The sequence below is a fragment of the Devosia sp. A16 genome (genome assembly GCF_001402915.1).
GTDB lineage: Bacteria > Pseudomonadota > Alphaproteobacteria > Rhizobiales > Devosiaceae > Devosia_A.
The window spans coordinates 3,599,062-3,618,561 of record NZ_CP012945.1; the positions used below are offsets into that span (position 1 = coordinate 3,599,062).

The window sequence follows — 19,500 nt, forward strand, 5'->3', positions numbered from 1 at the left end:
CGCGTTGTCGTGCAACGAGCCCCCCGGTGTCCCGATGGCCGATGAACCGGCAGACGACCTCAAGACTGTAGTCCTCAACGACAAGCATATTGCGCTGGGCGGCCGCATGGTGCCGTTCTCCGGCTATTCGTTGCCGGTGCAGTATTCGGCCGGCATCATCGCCGAGCACAAGTGGACCCGCGAGCATGCGGGCCTGTTCGATGTCTCGCATATGGGCCCCAGCTTCCTGGTGCTCGACGACAAATCGGGGGATGGGGAAGCCGAACACGCCGCCGTCGCCGAGGTGGTCGAGCCGCTTATCTGCGGCGACATCAGGGGGCTGAAACCCGGACAGATCCGCTACACCCTGCTGCTCAACGACCAGGGCGGCACCTATGACGACCTGATGATCGCCCGCCCGGCGGCCGAGGGCTGGGGTGGAGCGCTCTACATCGTCGTCAACGCCGGCACCAAGGAAGCCGACTTCCAGCGCATCGCCACCGCTGCGCTGGGCCGCGCCACCCTCAACCGCTCCGACCACTGCGCGCTGCTGGCGCTGCAGGGGCCGGAAGCCGCGGCGGTGATCGACGCCATCGTGCCCGCCGCGGCCGAGCTCGGCTTCATGCATTATGGCTCGTTCGACTGGCGCAACACCAAGCTGGTGATCTCCCGCTCCGGCTATACCGGCGAGGACGGCTTCGAGATCCTCGTCGATCCCGAGCATGCTGCCGCTTTCTGGGACACGCTGCTGGCCGACGCCCGGGTCAAGCCGATCGGGCTGGGCGCCCGCGACAGCCTGCGGCTCGAGGCCGGGCTGCCGCTCTATGGCCACGACCTCGACGAGACCATTTCGCCGGTCGAGGCCGGGCTCAACTTCGCCATTTCCAGGCGCCGCCGCGAGGCCGCCGATTTTCCTGGCGCGCAGCGCATCCTCGCCGAGTTGGGCGGAGTGCTCGAGCGGGTTCGCGTCGGCTTGACCGTCGAAGGCGCACCGGCCCGCGAAGGCGCCGCCATCCTCGATCAGTACGGCGCCGAGATCGGCGTCGTCACTTCGGGCGGCTTTGCCCCCACCCTGAGCCGGGCCATCGCCATCGGCTTCGTGCCGCCCGATCACGCCGCGCCGGGCACCAGGTTGCAGGTGCTGGTGCGCGGCAAGGCCCAGCCGGCGGAAGCCGTCGCCACCCCATTCGTTCCCCATCGCTATGTCCGGAAGGCCAGCAAATGACCAAGTTCACCAAGGACCACGAATACATCACTGCCGACGGCACCGTGGGCATCACCCCCTATGCGCAGGAGCAACTGGGCGACATCGTCTATGTCGAGCTGCCCAAGGTCGGCCAGAAGCTGAAGGCCGGCGACGAAGCGGCAGTGGTCGAATCGGTGAAGGCAGCGTCCGAGATTTATTCCCCGGTCTCCGGCACCGTCACCGCGGTCAACGAAGCGCTCTCCGGCGAGCCCGGCCTCATCAACTCGTCGCCCGAAGCCGACGGCTGGATTTTCAAGCTCCAGCTCGATGATGCCGGCGAGCTCGATGGGCTGATGGATGCGGCGGCCTACGCGGAACTGACCAAGTGAGCTGGAGAAGGCCCCCTCACCCGGCCCTGCGGGCCGACCTCTCCCCCAAGGGAGAGGTGACGCGTGGCACGATCTCGCCCCGACACCACCTCTCCCTTTGGGGGAGAGGTTGCCGCACAGCGGCGGGTGAGGGGGCCTTACTCAATCATATCGGAACCAACTGATGCGCTATCTCCCCCATTCCGAACACGAGCGGGCCGACATGCTCGCCGTCATCGGCGCCCGGACCGCCGAGGATCTGTTCGCCCGCGTTCCCGCGCACGCGCTGCTGCGCGAGCCGGTGAACCTGCCGCGCCACGCGCCCGAGTTCCTGGTCGAAGCCAGGATGAAGGCGCTGGCCGGCCGTAACCACGCTGCCGGCGACGGTCCGTTCTTCATCGGCGCCGGCGCCTATCGGCATCATGTGCCGGCCAGCGTCGACCACCTGATCCAGCGCTCGGAGTGGCTCACCGCCTATACGCCGTATCAGCCGGAGGTCTCGCAGGGGACGCTCCAGATGCTGTTCGAGTTCCAGACCCAGGTGGCCCACCTCACCGGCATGGAGGTGGCCAACGCCTCGATGTATGACGGCTCGACTGCCACCGCGGAAGCGGTGCTGATGGCGCGTCGGTTGACACGCCGCAACCGCATCATTCTCTCGGGCGGCCTCCACCCGCATTACCGCGATGTCGTCCGCACCTATCTCGGCGATGGCCCCGATCTCGTCTGCCTCCCGCCCTCGCCGGAAGGGCAGGGCGATATCCTCAACCGTATCGACGCTGAGACGGCGGCGATCGTCGTCCAGACCCCGGATTTTTACGGCCACCTGCGCGATCTCCGCGCCGCGGCCGACGCCGCTCACGCCGCAGGCGCGCTGCTGATCGTCGTGGTGACTGAGGTGGTGTCGCTCGGCTTGATCGAAGCGCCGGGCGCGCTTGGCGCCGATATCGTCGTCTGCGAGGGCCAGTCGATCGGCAACAGCCTCAATTTCGGCGGTCCCTATGTCGGCCTGATGGCCACGCGGAAGGAGTTCATCCGCCAGATGCCGGGGCGGCTCTGCGGTGAAACCGTCGATGCCGACGGCAATCGCGGCTTTGTCCTCACCCTCTCGACCCGCGAGCAGCACATCCGGCGCGAGAAGGCGACGAGCAATATCTGCACCAATTCGGGCCTCTGCGCGCTCGCCTTTTCCATCCACATGTCGCTGCTCGGCGAGGCGGGCTTGAAGAAGCTGGCGCGGCTCAACCACCACAATGCGGTGAAGCTGGCGAGGATGCTCGGCACCGTCCCAGGCGTGGAGCTGCTCAACAAGAGCTTCTTCAACGAAATGACCATCCGCCTGCCGGTGCCCGCCGCGCCGGTGGTCGAGATGTTGGCCAAGGCGGAGGTCCTTGCCGGTCTGCCGGTCAGCCGCCTCGAGCCGGATAATCCTGCTTGCGAGAATCTCATCGTTCTCGCTGCGACCGAACTCACCACCGACGACGATATCGCGATGCTGGCCGAGTGCCTCCACGCCGCCCTTGCGGAGGACGTCCAATGAGCATGAACAACCAGGGCCGCCCCACCGGTGTCGGCACCGCCGTGCCCGCCGGCACCTCCGACTTCACCTCGACCTCAGGCTCGTCGCTGCTTCCCAACGAGCCGCTGCTGTTCGAGATCGGCGATCGCGAGCATTCCGGCGTCGACCTGCCGGATGTGGCGATCGACGGCAGCTTCCTCGGCGGCTTCGAACGCAAGTCCGAGATCGACCTCGCCGGCCTCACCGAGCCCGAGACGCTGCGCCACTATGTGCGCTTGAGCCGCCTCAACTACTCGATCGACAGCGGCATGTATCCGCTCGGCTCGTGCACCATGAAGCACAACCCGCGCCTCAACGAGAAGATGGCGCGGCTGGCCGGCTTTGCCGACATCCATCCGCTGCAGCCGGTCTCGACCGTGCAGGGCGCCCTCGCCCTGATGGACGAGTTGGCGCATTGGCTGATGACGCTGACCAACACCGCCGCCGTGTGCCTCACCCCCAAGGCGGGGGCGCATGGCGAGATGGCCGGCATGATGGCGATCAAGGCGGCGCAGGAGGCGGCGGGGCAGGGGCACCGCAAGATCGTTCTCGTTCCCGAGAGCGCCCACGGCACCAATCCGGCGACCGCGGCCTTTCTCGGCTATTCGGTCAAGGCCGTTCCCGCTCGCGACGACGGCACCGTCGACGTCGAGGCGGTGAAGGCCGCCTTGTCGCCCGACGTCGCGGCGATCATGCTGACCAACCCCAATACCTGCGGGCTGTTCGAGCCCGAGGTGATCGACATCGCCGCCGCGGTGCACGAGGCCGGCGCCTTCTTCTACTGCGACGGCGCCAACTTCAACGCCATCATGGGTGTGGTGCGGCCGGGCGATCTCGGCATCGACGCCATGCACATCAACCTGCACAAGACCTTCTCCACCCCGCATGGCGGCGGTGGTCCGGGCGCCGGTCCGGTGGTCCTGTCGGCCGCGTTGGCGCCGTTTGCACCGGTGCCGTTCGTCAGAAAGGGCGAGGGCCAGCTTGCCCTGGTCGAACATGCCGAGGGCCAGCACCTGGGCCGCATCACCGCGTTCAACGGCCAGATGGGCATGTATGTTCGCGCCCTAATCTATATGTTGAGCCACGGCGGCGACGGGCTGGCGCAAGCCGCCAAGGACGCCGTGCTCAACGCCAACTACATCAAGGCGCGGCTCGAGCGGGTGTTCTCGGTGCCGTTCCCCGGCCAGCCTTGTATGCATGAGGCGCTGTTCGACGACAGCTTCCTCGAGGGCACCGGGGTGTCGACGCTCGATTTCGCCAAGGCGCTGATCGACGAGGGCTTCCACCCCATGACCATGTACTTCCCGCTGGTGGTACACGGCGCCATGCTGGTGGAGCCTACCGAGAGTGAGAGCAAGCAGACGCTCGATCGTTTTTGCGATGTGATGCTGGAGCTGGCAACCGACGCCAGGGCCGGCAACGTGGCCCGCTTTACCAGCGCGCCGCTGAACGCACCGCGCCGGCGCCTGGATGAGACCCGCGCCGCGCGCTCGCCGGTGCTGAAGTGGGAGCGGCAGGAGCCGCTGCCTGAGGCGGCGGAGTAGTCTCCGCCGCCGGTGCCGGGGCGGCGAGGGGCCTCGCCGCCACATCGGCTGCGAAATCCCCCAGCAACTGGTTGAACTGCTCTGGCTGGTCCCAGAACGGTGCATGTCCGGCGTCGGCGATGACGTGGCAAACATGGCGCCACAGGGTGCGGTACTCGAGGCCGGCGACGTAGCTCAGCCGCGCCACCGGCTCGTTCTCGCCATTGACCACGGCGATCGGCACGGTCGCCTGCTCGACGGCGAGCTTCTGGTCGGCAATTTCGCCGCGCAACAGGCTGCGCGAGACGGCGACACGCACTCGGCCATCGGCGCGGCGGATCGACTGCAGGAAGGTCGGCTCGCCGGCCCCGTGGTAGCACATCTCATAGAAGCGCTGCGCGTCGCGTTCGCTGAACTGTTCCTTGGTTGCCAGCAGCAGGTCGAGGTTGGTCTGAAAGCCGCGCAACATGGCCACCGGCCCGCGGCCGACCGGCGGCGTGCCGACGATCATCAGTCCGGTTACCGGGGGATGGCGAGCCATCAATTCGATGCCGACATGGCCACCCAGTGACCAACCCATCACCGCCGTGGAGTCGATGCCCTTGTGCTCCAGCACTTCGGCCACGGTGCTGGCCAGCCCATCGATGCCATAGTCGGCTGGAGACGCTGCATCGCCCGATGCGCCGTGCCCCGGCAGGTCGAGCGCGATCAGCCGATAGCGCTCGGCCAGCGGGCTGTTGAACTGTTTGCTGAACACCTTGCGGGAAGCACCCGACCCGTGGAGCAGGAGCAACGGCGCGCCGCCGCCATCGCTTTCGCTCAGGCGGATCGAGGCAGAGCGGGTCTGCACCGTGCTGTGGTAGATCGTCATCGTCAGGCTGTCCTGTATTCAGGATAGGACTCTGCCAGATACTCACTACGCCCCGGTCAATCAGCACGGTGAAGCAACGCTGAGGCGAAAACCTCGCATTTTATCGAGATGCACAGTGTCGTTGCACAACTGCGACTTGTGCAGCGGCGGAACCCTACGTAGCGTGACCACCGAGCCGATAGCGTCATGGGGGAATAGCGATGGATTTGGTGCTGGATCTGATCGTCAGTGCGGTCAGCCTGTCGGTCATCGCGCAGTACAGTTGGTCGCTGAAGGCGCATTTCAACTCCCCCAGAATGCCGACCGGCACCGTGGTCATCTCGGTAGTGGTGCTCACCACCGCGGCCATCTATACGGCGCTGTTGTGGATCGAGAGCCAGCCCTGGCTCGCCTCGCTAGTCGGCTTGCTGATCGAGTGCCTGGCGCTTTGGCTGTTCTGGGCGGCGATCAAGGCCTCGCGCGCGGCACGCCTGAAGATGGCCTTCGACGTGCAGAATCCGCATGGCCTCGTCACCTCGGGTCCGTACCGTTACCTCCGGCATCCGTTTTATACCTCCTACCTGATCTTCTGGATCGGCTGGGCCATCGCCACCTGGTCGCTGTGGTCGATCATCCCCTTATTGGTGATCACCGTGATCTATGTGCTCGCGGCGCTCGGCGAGGAGAAGAAGTTCTCGCGCACGCCGATGGCCGAAGATTATGCCAGCTATCGCGCCCAGACCGGCTTCTTCTGGCCGCGCCTGCCAGGCGTGGCGAAGGGGTAAGTGGCGCATCCCTGCGGGCTCCGCCACGTCGCGTTGCTCCCAAGCTCCGCTAGCCTCCCCCGTCATCGGGCTTTTGTCTGGATCGTGCCGCAAACACCAGCGGACACCATCCCCGTGGCGGGGAGGGTTGGGGTGGGGTGTGCGGGGTACTGGATGTTGGCTCAGGGCAGGGGCGCGCCACGCGCATCGAGGCGCCCTCGCACCCCCTCCGAGCTACGCTAGGTCGCTTTGCTCCCAAGCTCCGCTTGCCTCCCCCGTCAAGGGGGAGGTGGGCGTGGTGCACTTGGCTCGATCGTGCCCCAAGCACGAGCGGACACCCTCCCCCTTGAGAGCTATACCCGCCGCAGTGAACCGCCCAAAAGAGAATGCCCGCTTGCGCGGGCATTTCAAACCTTCAGCACTGAAACCGAACCTTAGTTCAGCCGGGCAGCCACCTCCTTGATGGCCTGGTCGACCAGCACATCGCCCTTGGTCGCAACCTGCTTTTCGAGCAGCACGCGGGCGGCGGCGACAGCCAGGTCCGCCGAGCGGGCCCGCACTTCCGACACGGCCTGGGCTTCCGCCTGGGCGATCTTGTCGGCCACGGCCTTCTCGCGACGGGCCACCATGGCTTCCAGCGAGGACTTGGCCTCGGCGGTCAGCCGGAACGCCTCTTCACGGGCGGCGGTGACGATGTCCTCGGCTTCCTTCTCGGCCTCTTCGCGGCGACGCGAGTAGTCCTCGAGCAGGGCCTTGGCTTCGGCGCGCAGCGCCTCGGCCTCGGCGAGGTCGGTCTCGATCTTCTTGATGCGGTCGTCGAGCATCTTGCCGATCGTCTTGGGCACGCCGAAATAGACGACGATGCCGATGAAGATGACAAGCGCGATGGTCGCCCAGATGGTGGCGCCGGTGGTGGCGTCGAACCCGAAGCTCCACATTTGCCCTTACTCCTTCGCAGCCGCGGCAACCGCGGCCTTGGCTTCCGCCGCGGTCACGCTGCCGGAGATCTTGGCGACCAGCGCCTGAGCCGTCTCGGCCGCGATGCTGCCGACATTGCCGAGCGCTGCGTCCTTGTCCGCCTGGATGCGGGCTTCCGCCGCCGCCACGCGCTTGGCGAGCCCGGCCTCCACGTCGGCCCGGCGGCCGTCGATGTCGGCCTTGATCCCGGCGCGGGTTTCCTCGGCGATGCCGTGGGCATTCTTGCGGGCTTCGGCCAGCGCTGCTTCATAGGCAGCGGCCGCCTTCTCGGTCTCCTGGCGGAGCCGCTCGGCTTCCTTCAGGTCGCCTTCGATACGGGTACGGCGCGTTTCGAGGATCGAGCCGATGCGGGGCAGGGCCACGCGGCTCATCAGGAAATACAGCGCCGCGAAGGTAATGGCGAGCCACAGGAGCTGGCCGCCGAAGCTCGCCGGATCGAAGGGCGGAAACACCTCCGAATGCGCCTCGGTCGAAGCGTGCGTATCGGTCGCGCCATGGGCGTCGGCCGGTGCGGCATGCTCACCTTCGGCGGCATGCTCCTCGGCAGGTGCAATCACCTGGCCTTCTTGGAGCGCGTCGCCGCTTTCGGCCTGCGCCACGATAATGATGTCTTGGGTAGCACCCGCCATCTCGAAACCCTTTTGCGGCCGTTAAAGCCCCGGATCGAAACCCGGAGCCCATGCTTATTTCACGTCGCGCCTCCGAACCGGAAAAGTCTGCAACTTTTCCTGGATGCGCTCCAGTCGGCGCGTTACGCCGCCTGTCGCGAAATCAGACTGCGAACAGCAGCAGGAGGGCGATCAGGAACGAGAAAATGCCCAGAGCTTCGGTCACGGCGAAACCGAAAATCAGGTTACCGAACTGGCCCTGAGCCGCGGCCGGGTTGCGCAGGGCGCCCGACAGGAAGCTGCCGAAGATGTTGCCCACGCCGATGGCGGCACCGGCCATACCGACGGCAGCGATACCCGCACCGATAAACTTTGCTGCTTCAGCATCCATAACGTCTCTCCTTTGAGAACTGCTTTGACGAACCGGTCAGCGGCGCGCCGATTGGGGGTTGGTCCTTAATGCGAGGGATGGATCGCATCATTGATGTACATCGAGGTCAGCACTGCAAAGACGTAGGCCTGCAGGGCCGCCACGAGGAATTCGAGCGCGGTGATCGCCACGGTCATGATCAGCGGCAGCAGCGCACCGAGCCAGCCGAGGAAGCCCAGGCCGCCCAGCGTCACGATGAAGCCCGCGAACACCTTGAGGGTGATGTGACCGGCCAGAATGTTGGCGAAGAGACGAACCGACAGCGAGATCGGGCGCGAGAGGAAGGACACGACCTCGATCGGCACCACGATGGGGAGCACGTAGCCGGGGACGCCCGACGGCACGAACAGTTTGAAGAACTTCAGCCCGTTCTTGTAGACGCCGTAGACGATCACCACCACGAAGACCAGCAGCGCCAGCGCGAAGGTGATGATGATGTGGCTGGTGAAGGTGAAGAAGAACGGGATCATGCCGAACATGTTGGCGACGAGCACGAACATGAACAGCGAGAACACGAAGGGGAAGAACTTCATGCCGGCTTTGCCGGCCGAGTCCGATACCATCTTGGCGACGAACTCGTAGAGCATCTCGGAGATCAGCTGCACCCGGTTCGGCACCAGGCTGCGCTTCTGCGTCGAGAGCAGGAGGTAGAGGGCGATCACGCCAACCGACAGCACCATGAACAGGGCTGAGTTGGTGAAGGAGATGCCGCCTTCACCGAAGGAGACGATATCGGTGATCTGGAACTGGTGGATCGGGTCGACTTTATTCGGATCGGCCAACTGCTGTTCCCTTTAGGCTCTGAGCCTTCACTCGTCTTCTTCGTCGTCCGGCACGCGCATTGCGGCCGTGGGCGGCGGCGCCGCCCGGTTCATTTCCGCCGCGGAACGCACCACATTGAGCACGCCCGCCGCAAAGCCGACCAGCAACATCACCAGCATCAGCCAGGGACCGGTCTTCAGCCCCAGATCGAGCAGGTAACCGATACCCGCGCCGACCAGGATGGCCGCAATAAATTCCGTGCCGAGCCGCATACCGCGGTTCCACCCGGAAAAGTTCCGGTTGGCTGCGGAGAGTTCCGCGTCCCCCGGCGCTTCCTCGGAGGCCTGTGCACGCTTGATCCGTGCCGCCAGATCCGAGGTCAGGGCTCCCGGCCGTTCACCACTCGGTGGACGCTTGGTGTTGCGCGACTGTGCCATCCCGCTATCCCCTGCGCCTCCGGGCCTAAATTGGAACTGGAGCCCCTCGAAGTCGCGGGCAACATAGTGGCGCCCCCCACCAGTGTCAAGGCTGTGAACACACTGCTAACATGTTGATAAATAAGGAAGTTTATCCGACCAAAGGAGGTGTGACATTGAGTCATCGCGACTCTGGCCGCCACTATTGCGGCAAGGATGGGGCGTCAGCTCGCCGCCCGCACCGCTGCCTCGGCGCCCTTGAGGTCGACTGAGACCAACTGGCTGACCCCGCGCTCGGCCATGGTGACACCGAACAGCCGGTCGACCCGGGCCATGGTAATCGGATTGTGGGTGATCACCAGGAACCGGGTTTCGGTCCGCTGGGTCATCATGTCGAGCAGGTTGCAGAAGCGCTCCACATTGGCGTCGTCGAGCGGCGCATCGACCTCGTCGAGCACGCAGATGGGCGCTGGGTTGGTGAGGAACACCGCAAAGATCAGCGACATGGCGGTGAGCGCCTGCTCGCCGCCCGACAGCAGCGTCATGGTGGACGGTTTCTTGCCAGGGGGGCGGGCCAGGATCTCGAGCCCAGCCTCCAGCGGATCGTCACTTTCGACGAATTGCAGCTCGGCCGTGCCGCCGCCGAACAGCGAGGTGAACAGCTCCTGGAAGTGCGCGTTGACCCTCTCGAACGCCTCATTGAGCCGTTGCCGCCCTTCGCGGTTGAGGCTCTGGATGCCGGCCCGCAGCTTGGCGATCGCCGCGATCAGGTCGTCGCGGTCGGTGACCATCAGGTCGAGCTTCTCGCGAACCTCTTCGGATTCCTTCTCGGCGCCCAGGTTCACTCCACCCAGCCGCTCGCGCTCCGCCTTCAGCCGATCGACCTGCGATTCGACCTGCGCCTCGGCCGGCAAGGCATGCTCAGGCCTGATCCCGGCCAGTTGCGCGGTCTGGGCGGCCTCGATGCCGAGTGTCTCGTGCACTTGCCGCTCGATCTGGTGGCGCTGCGCGAGGAGCCCCTTGATCCGTTCCTCGACCCGCGCCAGCTCGGCCCGGAAGCCGGACAGCGCATCATGCGCCAGCCGTTGCGCCTTGTCCGCCTCGCGGTGCCGCGTGTCGCCGATACTGAGCGCGTCGGTCGCTGCCTGGTGCGCCTCGCGCGCCACGGCGATCTCGTCCTCGAGTGTACGCCGTCGCTCGGCGAGGCTTTCGGGCGAGGCCTGCAACGCCACCAACTGTTCGCGGACCTCGGCAGTGCGGGCGTCCAGCGTCGCCAGCTGGCTCGCAGCGCCGTCGCGACGACGGGACCAGGCGGCAATGTCTGTGGCGATCTGGGCGAGCCGCGAGTTGCGCATCCGTGCCGCGGTCTCGAAGCCGCCGAGCTTCATTCGGGCCTGATCGGCTTGCTCACGCAGCTCGCCAAGCACCGACTGGCGTGTCGCCGCCAGCGCAGACGCTTCCGTCTCATCGCCGGTCTCTATCAGCAGAAGCTCTGCCTCCTCGGCCGCTGTCGCGGCCTCCGCCAAGTTCGCGTCGAGCCGGGCTCGGGTTTCGTCGAGCGCCACCTGGCGGGCTGCCAGTTCGCTGATGGCGCGCTGCGCCTTGTCCAGCTCGCCTTGTGCCACGGTGATCTCGCGTTGCGCGTTGCGCCACGTCTCGCGCTGCTGGCGCTCGTCGGTGCGGGCATTATCCAGCGCTTCGCTCAGCGTCGCGGCATCGGCGCGCCGGCTGTTGCGCCGCGCGCGCACTTGTTCGACTTCGGCTTCGAGTTCCGCCAGCCGGTTGCGTTGCGCCAATCGTTCCGCTGCCGCGGTCGGCGCGTCGGCGGCGGCAACAAAGCCATCCCAGCGCCACAGCCCGCCGGCCCTGGTGGTCAGGCGCTGGCCGGGCTGCAGCTCGGCCATCAGTCGTGCGGCGTCCGCCGCTTCGACCAGCCCGATCTGATCCAGCCGGCGCTTCAGCAACGGGCTACCCGAGACGAATTGCGACAGCGGCGTGGCGCCCGCCGGCAGCGCGGCGTCGCCGCGCGAGGCGGTGCCGGCCCAGTGCAAGGGCGCAGCCGCGTCGGACGAGGCGTCGAGATCGTCGCCCAGCGCCGCGCCAAGCGCCGTTTCGTAGCCGGGCGCCACCTGTAATTGGTCGACCACTGCAGGCCACTTGCTCGCGCCGCCATGGTTGAGGATGCGACTCAGCGTCTGTGCTTCGGCTTCCAGCCGGTTCAGCGCCGCCTCGATCTGTTGCAGCTCCGGGCGCAATGCGTCGACGGCAGCCTGCGCCGCGGCGGCTGCGGTCTCGGCGCCGACGGCAGCGGCCTCCGCGGCCCTGGCATTGTCCTGCGCGGCTTCCAGCGCTTCGCGTCTGGAATTCAGTGTCGCGTCGGCTCCGAGCGTCCGGGCGAGGTGCTCGGCTTCGCGCGCCACATCGGCGATCTGCGTTTCGAGTCGGATCACCCGCGAGCGCGCTTCGGCAACACTGCGCTCGGCCGCGCCACGTCGCGCCCGCAACTGCGCCAGCGCATCGGCCGCCGTCCGGGCTTCGCCTTCGGCCTCGGCGACGGCGTTCTGCGCCGCTTCCATAGCTGTCCGCGCCGCCCCGAGCGCCTGCTGCTCGTCGCCGACTTCTGCCTCGAGCTGTGCGCGCTCCTCGGCGGCCGCCGCCAGCGCCTCGTCGCTTTCGCCGACCAGTGCGCGTTCGCGCACCGCGTCCTGCTCGATCTGCTGCAGCCGCTCGCCCAGCTCATTGAGCCGCGCCTCGGCGCGGCGCGCTTCGCTGTCGAGTTGCTCGGCGAGAATGGTCAGCCGCTGCAGCACCGCGCCCGCGGCAGCTTCCTTCTCGCGCAGCGGCGCCAGCGCCTTGTCGGCGAGGAACACCACTTTCTGCGCTTCGAGTTCGACATGCTGGGCTTCTGCCAGCTCGCGCACCAGCTTGGCCTGCGCCGCCTCGGCGTCTCTTTCGTTGAACCGCGCCGCGATCCAGCGAATGTGGAACAGCGTCGCTTCGGCCTTGCGGATGTCGCCGCTGAGCGCGCGGTAGCGCACGGCCAGCCGCGCCTGCCGCTTCAGCGTTTCGAGCTGCTGCTCGACCTGCGCGATGACGTCGTCGACGCGTTCCAGATTCTGTTCCGCCGCACGTAACCGGAGTTCGGCTTCATGCCGGCGGGAGTGGAGCCCGGAAATGCCGGCCGCCTCTTCGAGCAGCGCGCGTCGCTGCTGCGGCTTGGCGGCGATCAGCTCGCCGATCTGGCCCTGGCGGACCAGCGCAGGGGAATGGGCGCCGGTCGAGGCGTCGGCGAACAGCAACTGGACGTCGCGGGCCCGCACTTCCTTGCCGTTGACGCGATAGACCGAGCCCTGCTCACGCTCGATCCGCCGCGTGACTTCCAGCACGTCGGCACTGTTGAGCGGAGCGGGGGCAGTGCGGTCGGAATTGTCGAGAACGAGGGTGACTTCGGCGGTGTTGCGGCCGGGCCGGCTGCCCGAGCCGGAAAAGATCACGTCGTCCATGCCCGAGGCGCGCATCGCCTTGTACGAGCTTTCCCCCATCACCCAGCGCAGCGCTTCGACGAGGTTGGACTTGCCGCAGCCGTTCGGTCCCACCACGCCGGACAGACCGGGCTCCAGATAGAGCTCGGTCTGGTCGCAGAAGGATTTGAAGCCGTGCAGCTTGAGGCGCGTGAATTTCATCGCGCGCCCCGATCGGGCAGCGCGTTAGGAGAGCAGCGGATCGATTTCGGCCTTGAGAGCCTCAAACGAGTTTTCTCCAGTCAGCATCTTGCCGTTGATGTAGAACGTCGGCGTGCCCTGGAGCTTGAACTCGTCCAGCGCCTGGTCCCGCACCGCCTCCAGTCCCTTGAACAGGTCCTGATTCGTCAAGGCGGCGTCGTAGGTTTCCTTGGTAAAACCGAGCTGCTGGGCGATGGCGAAGATGGCGTCGTTCGGCGTGTTCGACGCAGCCCAGGTGTCCTGGGTCTTGAAGAAGGTGTCGATCACCTCGTGGTACTTGTCGGCGCCCGCCGCCTCGGCGAGCATGAACACCACCGCATCCAGCACGTTGCGCATGAACGGGCGCGGAATGAACTGGATCTTGTTGGTGTCGATATACTCGGCCTTGAGCTGCGGGTAGACCGTATTGGTGAACGCCGCGCAGTGCGGGCAGGTCGGCGACAGGTACTCGATCAGCGTCACCTTGGCATCGGCCGGCCCGAGCGGGTGGTCGGCGACGCCGCCGGCCGGCGCCATCAACTTGGCCTGGTCGAACTGCTGGGCGAGGGCGCTGGTGGCGCCGAACAGCGCGCTGAAGCTGGTGCCCACGGCTGCCGCAGCAACTGCTGCGCCCGAGCCCACGAGAAGGTTGCGACGGTTGGCCACGAGTTTTTCTCCGTTTTCGTTGATCGCCCTATATCGCGCCCAACTTAGGCGGGACAAGCACAACCGGCGATGAACACTTCGCGAGGTCCGGCAGGGAAAATTGCTCCAGTGGGGCGATTTGTGGAGCGAAGGCCGTCAGAGCTGCGCTCGAATGGCAATGCGGAACAGACTTCGATCATTTGCTCTTTCTCCGAGCCATCGCCTGGCCCAGTTGTCTGAGCGCATCGCGCACGCCGGGGTCGCTCACCCGTTCGACCGTGCGGCTGATCCTCGCGCGGGTCACTTCCGGCAGCGCCGGCACCGTCTGCGGCACCTCGTCTTCGATCACGAACGGTTCGGCGCTGAGCCGCACCTGTCCGACGAGGAAGTAGCCATAGTAGCGGTTGATCGAGGCGGCGACCCGCTGGCCCTCATGCGACAGCGCCAGCGCATGGCCGGGGTGGCAGCGCAGATAGAGCGTCGCCCCCTCGGCCCCCTTTTCGCCGCGTGGCCAGCTCAGCTTGTCCGGGCGGGTCACCTTGTCATAGGGCGCCGGCGCGATGGTCGGCCAATGGGAGAGGATATCCCGGCTGGCGAAGCCGCGCTTCTTCAACGCGGGGTCGAGCACTCCGCCCAGGGCTTCCGCCACGCCGACAGCGCGGTTCAGCCGCCTGGGCGGTGCATCGTCATTGGCTTTCGATTTCGGCTTGTCCGCCACTGGTAACAACTTCCCGCCACCGCTTGCGCCCGCCGCTGCGGCGCGCCATCTCTGCGCCCTATCATGTCAAAAGCCGCGCCCCAGCAAAACCCCGTGCCGCTCGATGCCGCCGCCGTGCTCGCCTGGTACGACCGGCATGCCCGCACCCTGCCTTGGCGCGTCGGTCCTGCCGACCGCGCCCGCGGTGTCGTCGCCGACCCCTACCGGGTCTGGCTCAGCGAAATCATGCTGCAGCAGACCACGGTCGCCGCCGTCGGCCGCTACTACGCGCGTTTCCTCCACCTCTGGCCGACGGTCGCCGATCTCGCCGCATCGCCACTCGAGGCGGTGCTGGTCGAGTGGGCAGGGCTCGGCTACTACGCCCGAGCCCGCAACCTTCACGCCTGCGCCAGGGCCGTGGTCGAGCGCTTCGACGGCCGCTTTCCGACCAGTGCGGCCGAACTGCTGACCCTGCCGGGCGTCGGCCCCTACACCGCGGCGGCCATTGCCGCGATCACCGGCGATGAGCCGGTGGCGGTGGTCGACGGCAATGTCGATCGGGTGGTGGCGCGCTATCTGGCGCTCGAGGTCCCGGTGCGTGACGCCAAGGAACTGGTGCGCGGCACCGTGCAGGCAGCGGTGCCCGAGCGCGCCGGCGATTTCGCCCAGGCGCTGATGGATCTCGGCGCCACCATCTGCGCCCCGCGCAATGCCAGCTGCATGCTCTGTCCGCTGCAGCCGGGCTGCCGCGGCGCCAGGGGCGAGCCGCTGCTCTATCCGGTGAAGCCCGAAAAAGCCGACCGCCCGACCCGTTACGGGCACGCCTTCGTCATGCGCGACGCCGATGGCGATGTGTACCTGCAGACCCGGGCCGAGACGGGGCTGCTGGCGCAGATGACCGAGACGCCGGTCTCCGATTGGACGTCCGACAAGCGGGCCGTGGTCCATCCGATCGCCTCGGACTGGCGCCATCACGGGCAGGTGGTCCACGTCTTCACCCATTTCCGGCTTGAACTGGAGGTGTGGTCGGCGGTGGTGCCGGAGCCGCGAGAGCTCAAGGCCGGCTGGTGGGCCGATCCGCGCGAGCTCGACGCCGAGGCGCTGCCGAGCGTGTTCCGCAAGGTGTTGGCGGCCGCCGGGTTGCAATGGACAGAAAAATGAAAGCCGCCGGCTCCTGAGGAGCCGGCGGCGAGCGCAGCCTGAGTTGAATTGGAGGTCAGATTCAGGCCGAAAGTCGTTCCATCTGCGCCCGCACCTGACTGCGGAAATCATCGATCGGCGCCAGCCGGCTGCCTTGCCGGGCGTGCCAGAAGGTCCAGCCGTTGCAGGCCTCGGCGCCTTGCACCAGCGCACCCACCCGGTGGATCGAGCCCATGTGGTCGCCCGAGACCAGCGAGCCGTCGGCGCGCACCAGGGCGCTCCAGCGCTGGCGATCGTCATAGAGTTCGGTGCCCGGGGCGATCAGCCCCATTTCGACCAGCGAACCGAAGGCGACGCGCGGCGCCGCACGCTTGGGCACTGCCGTCTCGATGGTCGCCGCACTGAGCGGGCGGATCGAGGCGATGCGCTTCAGCGCCCCGGCGATATAGGTGTCTTCGCGCTCGATGCCGATGAAGTGACGGCCGAGCTTCTTGGCTACGGCGCCGGTGGTGCCGGTGCCGAAGAACGGGTCGAGCACCACATCCCCGGGCTTGGTCGTCGCGCTGATCACCCGATAGAGCAGGGCCTCCGGCTTCTGCGTCGGATGCAGCTTTTCGTCGTCGGCGTCCTTCAGCCGTTCGGCGCCGGTGCAGATCGGGAACAGCCAGTCCGAGCGCATCTGCACGTCGTCATTGGCCTGCTTCATCTGCTCGTAGTTGAAGGTGACGCGGCTGTCGCGATCCTTCGCCGCCCAGATCAGCGTCTCGTGCGCATTGGTGAACCGGGTGCCGCGGAAGTTCGGCATCGGGTTGGCCTTGCGCCAGATCACGTCGTTGAGCAGCCAGTAGTCGAGATCCTGCAGCGCCGCGCCGACGCGGAAGATGTTGTGATACGAGCCGATCACCCAGATCGCGCCATCCGGCTTCAGGATGCGCCGCGCCGCCTTCAGCCAGGCGCGGGTGAAGATGTCGTAATGGGCAAAGCTGTCGAACTTGTCCCAGTCGTCATCGACGCCGTCGACGCGCGACTGGTCCGGCCGGGTTAGGCCCTGGTCCAGCTGCAGGTTGTAAGGCGGGTCTGCGAATACGAGGTCAACCGAGCCGGCCGGCAAGGCATTCATGTGCTTGATGCAATCGCCCACAAGGATGGTGTCGATGGGGAGCAGGCTCCCCTCCGCATTGGCGGAAGCCGCCATACGCGCGGTACGCAACATAACTCGAACCCTGACGCAGTACTAACAATGTTGGTTGTAAGGCGTTAGGGTTAAAGGGGATTTAAGCTCCGAGGTTAGCGAGAGGTTAAGGTGCGGATACGGGTTGGGCGCGCAAACGGGCGTAGGCGTCATTCCCGCGGAGGTGGGGTTCTGGTGCGAGCTGCCATGGTGCCTACCCGCCGGCTGTCATCCCTGCGAAAGCAGGGACCCATCCATCCACCTGCGCCGGCTGCGATTTGGGTGCCTGCTTTCGCAGGGATGACACCGAGTTTGGGGCGCTGCGGGGTGGCAAGTTCGCACACGATCCGAGCAGTCGACGTGCCTTAAGCACTGTGGGCCTGTGTGGCGATGACGTGGGCGGAGGATTGGAGGAATAGGTTGTCAACCGCCTCAGGCGGCGATCGTCTTCATCCGCTGCGCCTGGATACACGGGGCGAAATCCATCCGGTGATGGCGGCCCGGGCCGTGCGTGGTCAGCGCTTCGAGATGCTGCGGCGCGGCATAGCCCTTATGGCTCGAAAAGCCGAAATGCGGCTCTTCGCAGTCCATGATCAGGCACATCCGGTCACGGGTCACCTTGGCGACGATCGAGGCGGCGGCGATCGATACGGACCGGCCATCGCCGCCGACGATCGCTTCGCCGGGGCAGGGCAGGTCCTTGGGCAGCTTGTTGCCGTCGACGAGGATGTGGTCGGCCTTGACCTGCAGGCCGAGCACCGCCTTGCGCATGGCCCACAGCGAGGCTTGGAGGATATTGAGCTCGGCGATGATCGAGGGAGGCGCCACCGCGATCGAGACGATCGCCGAGGCCATGATCTTCTCGTACAGCACCTCACGCTCGGCGGCGCTCAGCACCTTGGAGTCGTTCAGCCCTTCGGGCACCTTGCGATGGTTGAGGATCACCGCCGAGACCACCACCGGCCCGGCCAGCGGACCCCGCCCGACCTCATCGACGCCACAGACGAATTTCGCCCCACGCCTGATGGCGGCGCGCTCGAACTTGAGCGTCGGCTTGCTGATGATGACAGGCGAATCGGGCGGCATGTCCTCAAGCATCGCCATGCACGGCCGCGGGGCAAGTGGCATCTGCGTTACCGGCGTCACTTCCTCTTCCTCGGCGTCGTACGCCTTGAGATTGGCGAAAGCGCGGTGGATGTCGGCGCGTGCATTCGCGTGCTTCACGTCCCCCTCTCTGGCGAAAACTAAGGACTTAGCTGCGCTAAGCCCAAGTTTTCGCTTTCTCCCCGCCAAGGGGGAGATGAGCGGTGGCCTCCATTTGCATCGGAGTATCAGTCGGGACTCTCCCCCTTGGCGGGGGAGAAAGCAAAATCTTAGGTTTAGCCGTTTGGCTAAGCCTTAGATTTTGCAAGAGAGGGGGGAGCCGCGGTTCCCGCTCAGAACAGGCTCATCTGCCCGTCATCCACCGTCGGCGCCGTGAACAGGTCGGTGCGCAGCGGCGGGATCGGCCGGTCGAGCTTGTAGCGCGCCTTGGCCAGATCGACCCGCTGGCGCAGCAGTGTGGCGTACGGCCCTTCGCCGACGAAGCGCGTGCCGAAGTTCGGATCGTTGTCCTTGCCCCCGCGGGTGTCGCGCACCAGGCTCATCACGTGGCTCACCCGGTCGGGGAAATGCCGCAGCAGCCATTCGCGGAAGATGTCGCGCACCTCGCCCGGCAGCCGCAGCAGGATGGCATTGGCGCCCACCGCGCCCTGCGCCGCCGCCGCGTCTAGGATGCGCTCGAGTTCCATGTCGTTGATTGCCGGGATCATCGGCGCGGCCATCACCGTGGTTGGGATGCCGGCCTCCGACAGCAGCCGCATGGCTTCGAGACGCTTTTCCGGCGTCGAGGCGCGCGGCTCCATCTTGCGCGACAGGATGTGGTCCATGCTGGTGATCGACAGCGCCACACGCACCAGGTTCAGCTCGGCCAGCGGCTTCAGGATGTCGAGGTCGCGCACCACCAGCGCCGACTTGGTGGTGATGGTCACCGGATGCTTCGTTTCGAGCAACAGCTCGAGAATGCCGCGCGTCAGCTTGTGCTTGCGCTCGGCCGGCTGGTAGGGGTCGGTATTGGTACCCATGGCGATGGGCTTGGGCTTGTAGCGCTTGTCGGCCAGTTCGCGCCGCAAGAGGTCGACGGCGTTGGCCTTCACATAGATGTCGCGCTCGAACTCCAGCCCCGCCGAATGGCCGAGATAGGCGTGCGTCGGCCGCGCGAAGCAGTACGAGCAGCCATGCTCGCAGCCGCGATAGGCGTTGATCGAACGATCGAAGCCGATATCCGGGCTCTCGTTGCGGGTGATGATCGACCGGGCGCGCTCGACATGCTCGATGGTTTCGAACGGCTTCAAATCCTCGACCTGTCCCCAGCCATCGTCGAACTCTTCGCGGCTCTGCCGGTCGAAACGGCTGCCCTTGTTGGTCTGCGCGCCGCGCCCGCGATTGAGCGCCGGATCGACATAGCGCCGCACGATCAGGTCCGCATCGCGCGTACCGCTCAGCTTCTCGAGTTGCTCGAAATTGGGGGCGCTGACCCGCATGTCCGTTCTCCAAACCCTCAAGCGACTCGCCGCGGGTAACGTTCCATTAGGAATAGCACCGTCACGAGAACAGAACAAGAACAAAGCCGTGGAGAGACGACCCGGCCGCGTTGACGGGCTGCCGCCGCCTGCTAGGCTCTTT

General features: G+C 66.4%; 18 protein-coding genes. 6 read left to right on the top strand and 12 right to left on the bottom strand.

Translation table 11 applies throughout. The annotated features are described in order from the left end of the window. The first annotated feature begins 34 nt into the window (after nt 1–34). The 4 genes from gcvT to gcvPB all read left to right on the top strand — a co-directional run bounded on the left by gcvT (nt 35) and on the right by gcvPB (nt 4,635). Nucleotides 35–1,204 carry a glycine cleavage system aminomethyltransferase GcvT gene (gene gcvT, locus APS40_RS17315; protein WP_055048242.1) on the top strand — a complete coding sequence of 390 codons (1,170 nt, stop codon included), beginning with the start codon at nt 35–37 and terminating at the stop codon, nt 1,202–1,204. Then, complete coding sequence (gcvH, locus tag APS40_RS17320) at nt 1,201–1,554, top strand: glycine cleavage system protein GcvH (protein WP_055048243.1); 354 nt, start codon at nt 1,201–1,203, stop codon at nt 1,552–1,554. Before gcvT ends, gcvH begins: the two co-directional genes overlap by 4 nt. 163 nt (nt 1,555–1,717) lie before the next feature. After that, entirely contained in the window at nt 1,718–3,073 is a 1,356-nt protein-coding gene (gene gcvPA, locus APS40_RS17325; RefSeq protein WP_055048244.1) for an aminomethyl-transferring glycine dehydrogenase subunit GcvPA, read from the top strand. Further along, complete coding sequence (gene gcvPB, locus APS40_RS17330) at nt 3,070–4,635, top strand: aminomethyl-transferring glycine dehydrogenase subunit GcvPB (RefSeq protein ID WP_055048245.1); 1,566 nt, start codon at nt 3,070–3,072, stop codon at nt 4,633–4,635. Before gcvPA ends, gcvPB begins: the two co-directional genes overlap by 4 nt. Here gcvPB and APS40_RS17335 read toward each other — a convergent pair. Beyond that, nucleotides 4,523–5,485: an alpha/beta fold hydrolase gene (locus tag APS40_RS17335; RefSeq protein ID WP_082434483.1), complete on the bottom strand. Its 963-nt coding sequence runs from the start codon at nt 5,483–5,485 to the stop codon at nt 4,523–4,525. The two genes, gcvPB and APS40_RS17335, sit on opposite strands and share 113 nt — an antisense overlap. A 200-nt stretch (nt 5,486–5,685) precedes the next feature. Between APS40_RS17335 and APS40_RS17340 the strand changes: the two genes are divergently transcribed. Next, the gene (locus tag APS40_RS17340; RefSeq protein ID WP_055048246.1) at nt 5,686–6,249 is read left to right on the top strand and encodes a methyltransferase family protein; all 564 of its coding nucleotides are present in this window, start codon (nt 5,686–5,688) and stop codon (nt 6,247–6,249) included. Between the two features lie 413 nt (nt 6,250–6,662). On the opposite strand, the gene APS40_RS17345 is transcribed toward APS40_RS17340, so the two are convergent. The 8 genes from APS40_RS17345 to APS40_RS17380 all read right to left on the bottom strand — a co-directional run bounded on the left by APS40_RS17345 (nt 6,663) and on the right by APS40_RS17380 (nt 14,486). Next, nucleotides 6,663–7,166: a F0F1 ATP synthase subunit B family protein gene (locus APS40_RS17345; protein WP_055048247.1), complete on the bottom strand. Its 504-nt coding sequence runs from the start codon at nt 7,164–7,166 to the stop codon at nt 6,663–6,665. A 6-nt stretch (nt 7,167–7,172) separates the two neighbouring features. Then, nucleotides 7,173–7,835 carry a F0F1 ATP synthase subunit B gene (locus APS40_RS17350; protein WP_082434484.1) on the bottom strand — a complete coding sequence of 221 codons (663 nt, stop codon included), beginning with the start codon at nt 7,833–7,835 and terminating at the stop codon, nt 7,173–7,175. Between the two features lie 142 nt (nt 7,836–7,977). Then, a complete protein-coding gene (locus APS40_RS17355; protein WP_055048248.1) occupies nt 7,978–8,205 on the bottom strand; it encodes a F0F1 ATP synthase subunit C in 228 nt (75 codons plus the stop codon). Nucleotides 8,206–8,270: 65 nt separating this feature from the next. Continuing rightward, nucleotides 8,271–9,026: a F0F1 ATP synthase subunit A gene (locus APS40_RS17360; protein WP_055048249.1), complete on the bottom strand. Its 756-nt coding sequence runs from the start codon at nt 9,024–9,026 to the stop codon at nt 8,271–8,273. 27 nt (nt 9,027–9,053) lie between these two features. Next, the gene (locus tag APS40_RS24580) at nt 9,054–9,443 is read right to left on the bottom strand and encodes an AtpZ/AtpI family protein (RefSeq protein ID WP_082434485.1); all 390 of its coding nucleotides are present in this window, start codon (nt 9,441–9,443) and stop codon (nt 9,054–9,056) included. 203 nt (nt 9,444–9,646) lie between these two features. After that, a complete protein-coding gene (gene smc, locus APS40_RS17370; RefSeq protein WP_055048251.1) occupies nt 9,647–13,105 on the bottom strand; it encodes a chromosome segregation protein SMC in 3,459 nt (1,152 codons plus the stop codon). A 24-nt stretch (nt 13,106–13,129) separates the two neighbouring features. Next, complete coding sequence (locus APS40_RS17375; protein ID WP_055048252.1) at nt 13,130–13,789, bottom strand: DsbA family protein; 660 nt, start codon at nt 13,787–13,789, stop codon at nt 13,130–13,132. 175 nt (nt 13,790–13,964) lie between these two features. Then, complete coding sequence (locus APS40_RS17380) at nt 13,965–14,486, bottom strand: DUF721 domain-containing protein (RefSeq protein WP_055048253.1); 522 nt, start codon at nt 14,484–14,486, stop codon at nt 13,965–13,967. A gap of 63 nt (nt 14,487–14,549) precedes the next feature. Between APS40_RS17380 and APS40_RS17385 the strand changes: the two genes are divergently transcribed. Continuing rightward, nucleotides 14,550–15,626 carry an A/G-specific adenine glycosylase gene (locus tag APS40_RS17385; protein ID WP_055048254.1) on the top strand — a complete coding sequence of 359 codons (1,077 nt, stop codon included), beginning with the start codon at nt 14,550–14,552 and terminating at the stop codon, nt 15,624–15,626. Nucleotides 15,627–15,687: 61 nt separating this feature from the next. On the opposite strand, the gene APS40_RS17390 is transcribed toward APS40_RS17385, so the two are convergent. The 3 genes from APS40_RS17390 to APS40_RS17400 all read right to left on the bottom strand — a co-directional run bounded on the left by APS40_RS17390 (nt 15,688) and on the right by APS40_RS17400 (nt 19,358). Further along, nucleotides 15,688–16,818, bottom strand: coding sequence for a site-specific DNA-methyltransferase (locus APS40_RS17390; RefSeq protein ID WP_055048255.1), 1,131 nt, complete (start codon nt 16,816–16,818; stop codon nt 15,688–15,690). A 390-nt stretch (nt 16,819–17,208) separates the two neighbouring features. Then, nucleotides 17,209–18,000 (bottom strand): ribonuclease HII, encoded by a 792-nt coding sequence (locus APS40_RS17395; RefSeq protein ID WP_236884122.1) that lies wholly within the window; start codon nt 17,998–18,000, stop codon nt 17,209–17,211. A gap of 212 nt (nt 18,001–18,212) precedes the next feature. Further along, the gene (locus APS40_RS17400; RefSeq protein ID WP_055048256.1) at nt 18,213–19,358 is read right to left on the bottom strand and encodes a PA0069 family radical SAM protein; all 1,146 of its coding nucleotides are present in this window, start codon (nt 19,356–19,358) and stop codon (nt 18,213–18,215) included. Between the last annotated feature and the right edge of the window lie 142 nt (nt 19,359–19,500).

What these genes read in the sequence shown, in the direction of transcription:
- gcvT (WP_055048242.1), top strand. Translation starts at nt 35, where the DNA reads ATGGCCGATGAACCGGCAGACGACCTCAAGACTGTAGTCCTCAACGAC.
- gcvH (WP_055048243.1), top strand. Translation starts at nt 1,201, where the DNA reads ATGACCAAGTTCACCAAGGACCACGAATACATCACTGCCGACGGCACC.
- gcvPA (WP_055048244.1), top strand. Translation starts at nt 1,718, where the DNA reads ATGCGCTATCTCCCCCATTCCGAACACGAGCGGGCCGACATGCTCGCC.
- gcvPB (WP_055048245.1), top strand. Translation starts at nt 3,070, where the DNA reads ATGAGCATGAACAACCAGGGCCGCCCCACCGGTGTCGGCACCGCCGTG.
- APS40_RS17335 (WP_082434483.1), bottom strand. Translation starts at nt 5,485, where the DNA reads ATGACGATCTACCACAGCACGGTGCAGACCCGCTCTGCCTCGATCCGC.
- APS40_RS17340 (WP_055048246.1), top strand. Translation starts at nt 5,686, where the DNA reads ATGGATTTGGTGCTGGATCTGATCGTCAGTGCGGTCAGCCTGTCGGTC.
- APS40_RS17345 (WP_055048247.1), bottom strand. Translation starts at nt 7,166, where the DNA reads ATGTGGAGCTTCGGGTTCGACGCCACCACCGGCGCCACCATCTGGGCG.
- APS40_RS17350 (WP_082434484.1), bottom strand. Translation starts at nt 7,835, where the DNA reads ATGGCGGGTGCTACCCAAGACATCATTATCGTGGCGCAGGCCGAAAGC.
- APS40_RS17355 (WP_055048248.1), bottom strand. Translation starts at nt 8,205, where the DNA reads ATGGATGCTGAAGCAGCAAAGTTTATCGGTGCGGGTATCGCTGCCGTC.
- APS40_RS24580 (WP_082434485.1), bottom strand. Translation starts at nt 9,443, where the DNA reads ATGGCACAGTCGCGCAACACCAAGCGTCCACCGAGTGGTGAACGGCCG.
- smc (WP_055048251.1), bottom strand. Translation starts at nt 13,105, where the DNA reads ATGAAATTCACGCGCCTCAAGCTGCACGGCTTCAAATCCTTCTGCGAC.
- APS40_RS17385 (WP_055048254.1), top strand. Translation starts at nt 14,550, where the DNA reads ATGTCAAAAGCCGCGCCCCAGCAAAACCCCGTGCCGCTCGATGCCGCC.
- APS40_RS17390 (WP_055048255.1), bottom strand. Translation starts at nt 16,818, where the DNA reads ATGTTGCGTACCGCGCGTATGGCGGCTTCCGCCAATGCGGAGGGGAGC.
- APS40_RS17400 (WP_055048256.1), bottom strand. Translation starts at nt 19,358, where the DNA reads ATGCGGGTCAGCGCCCCCAATTTCGAGCAACTCGAGAAGCTGAGCGGT.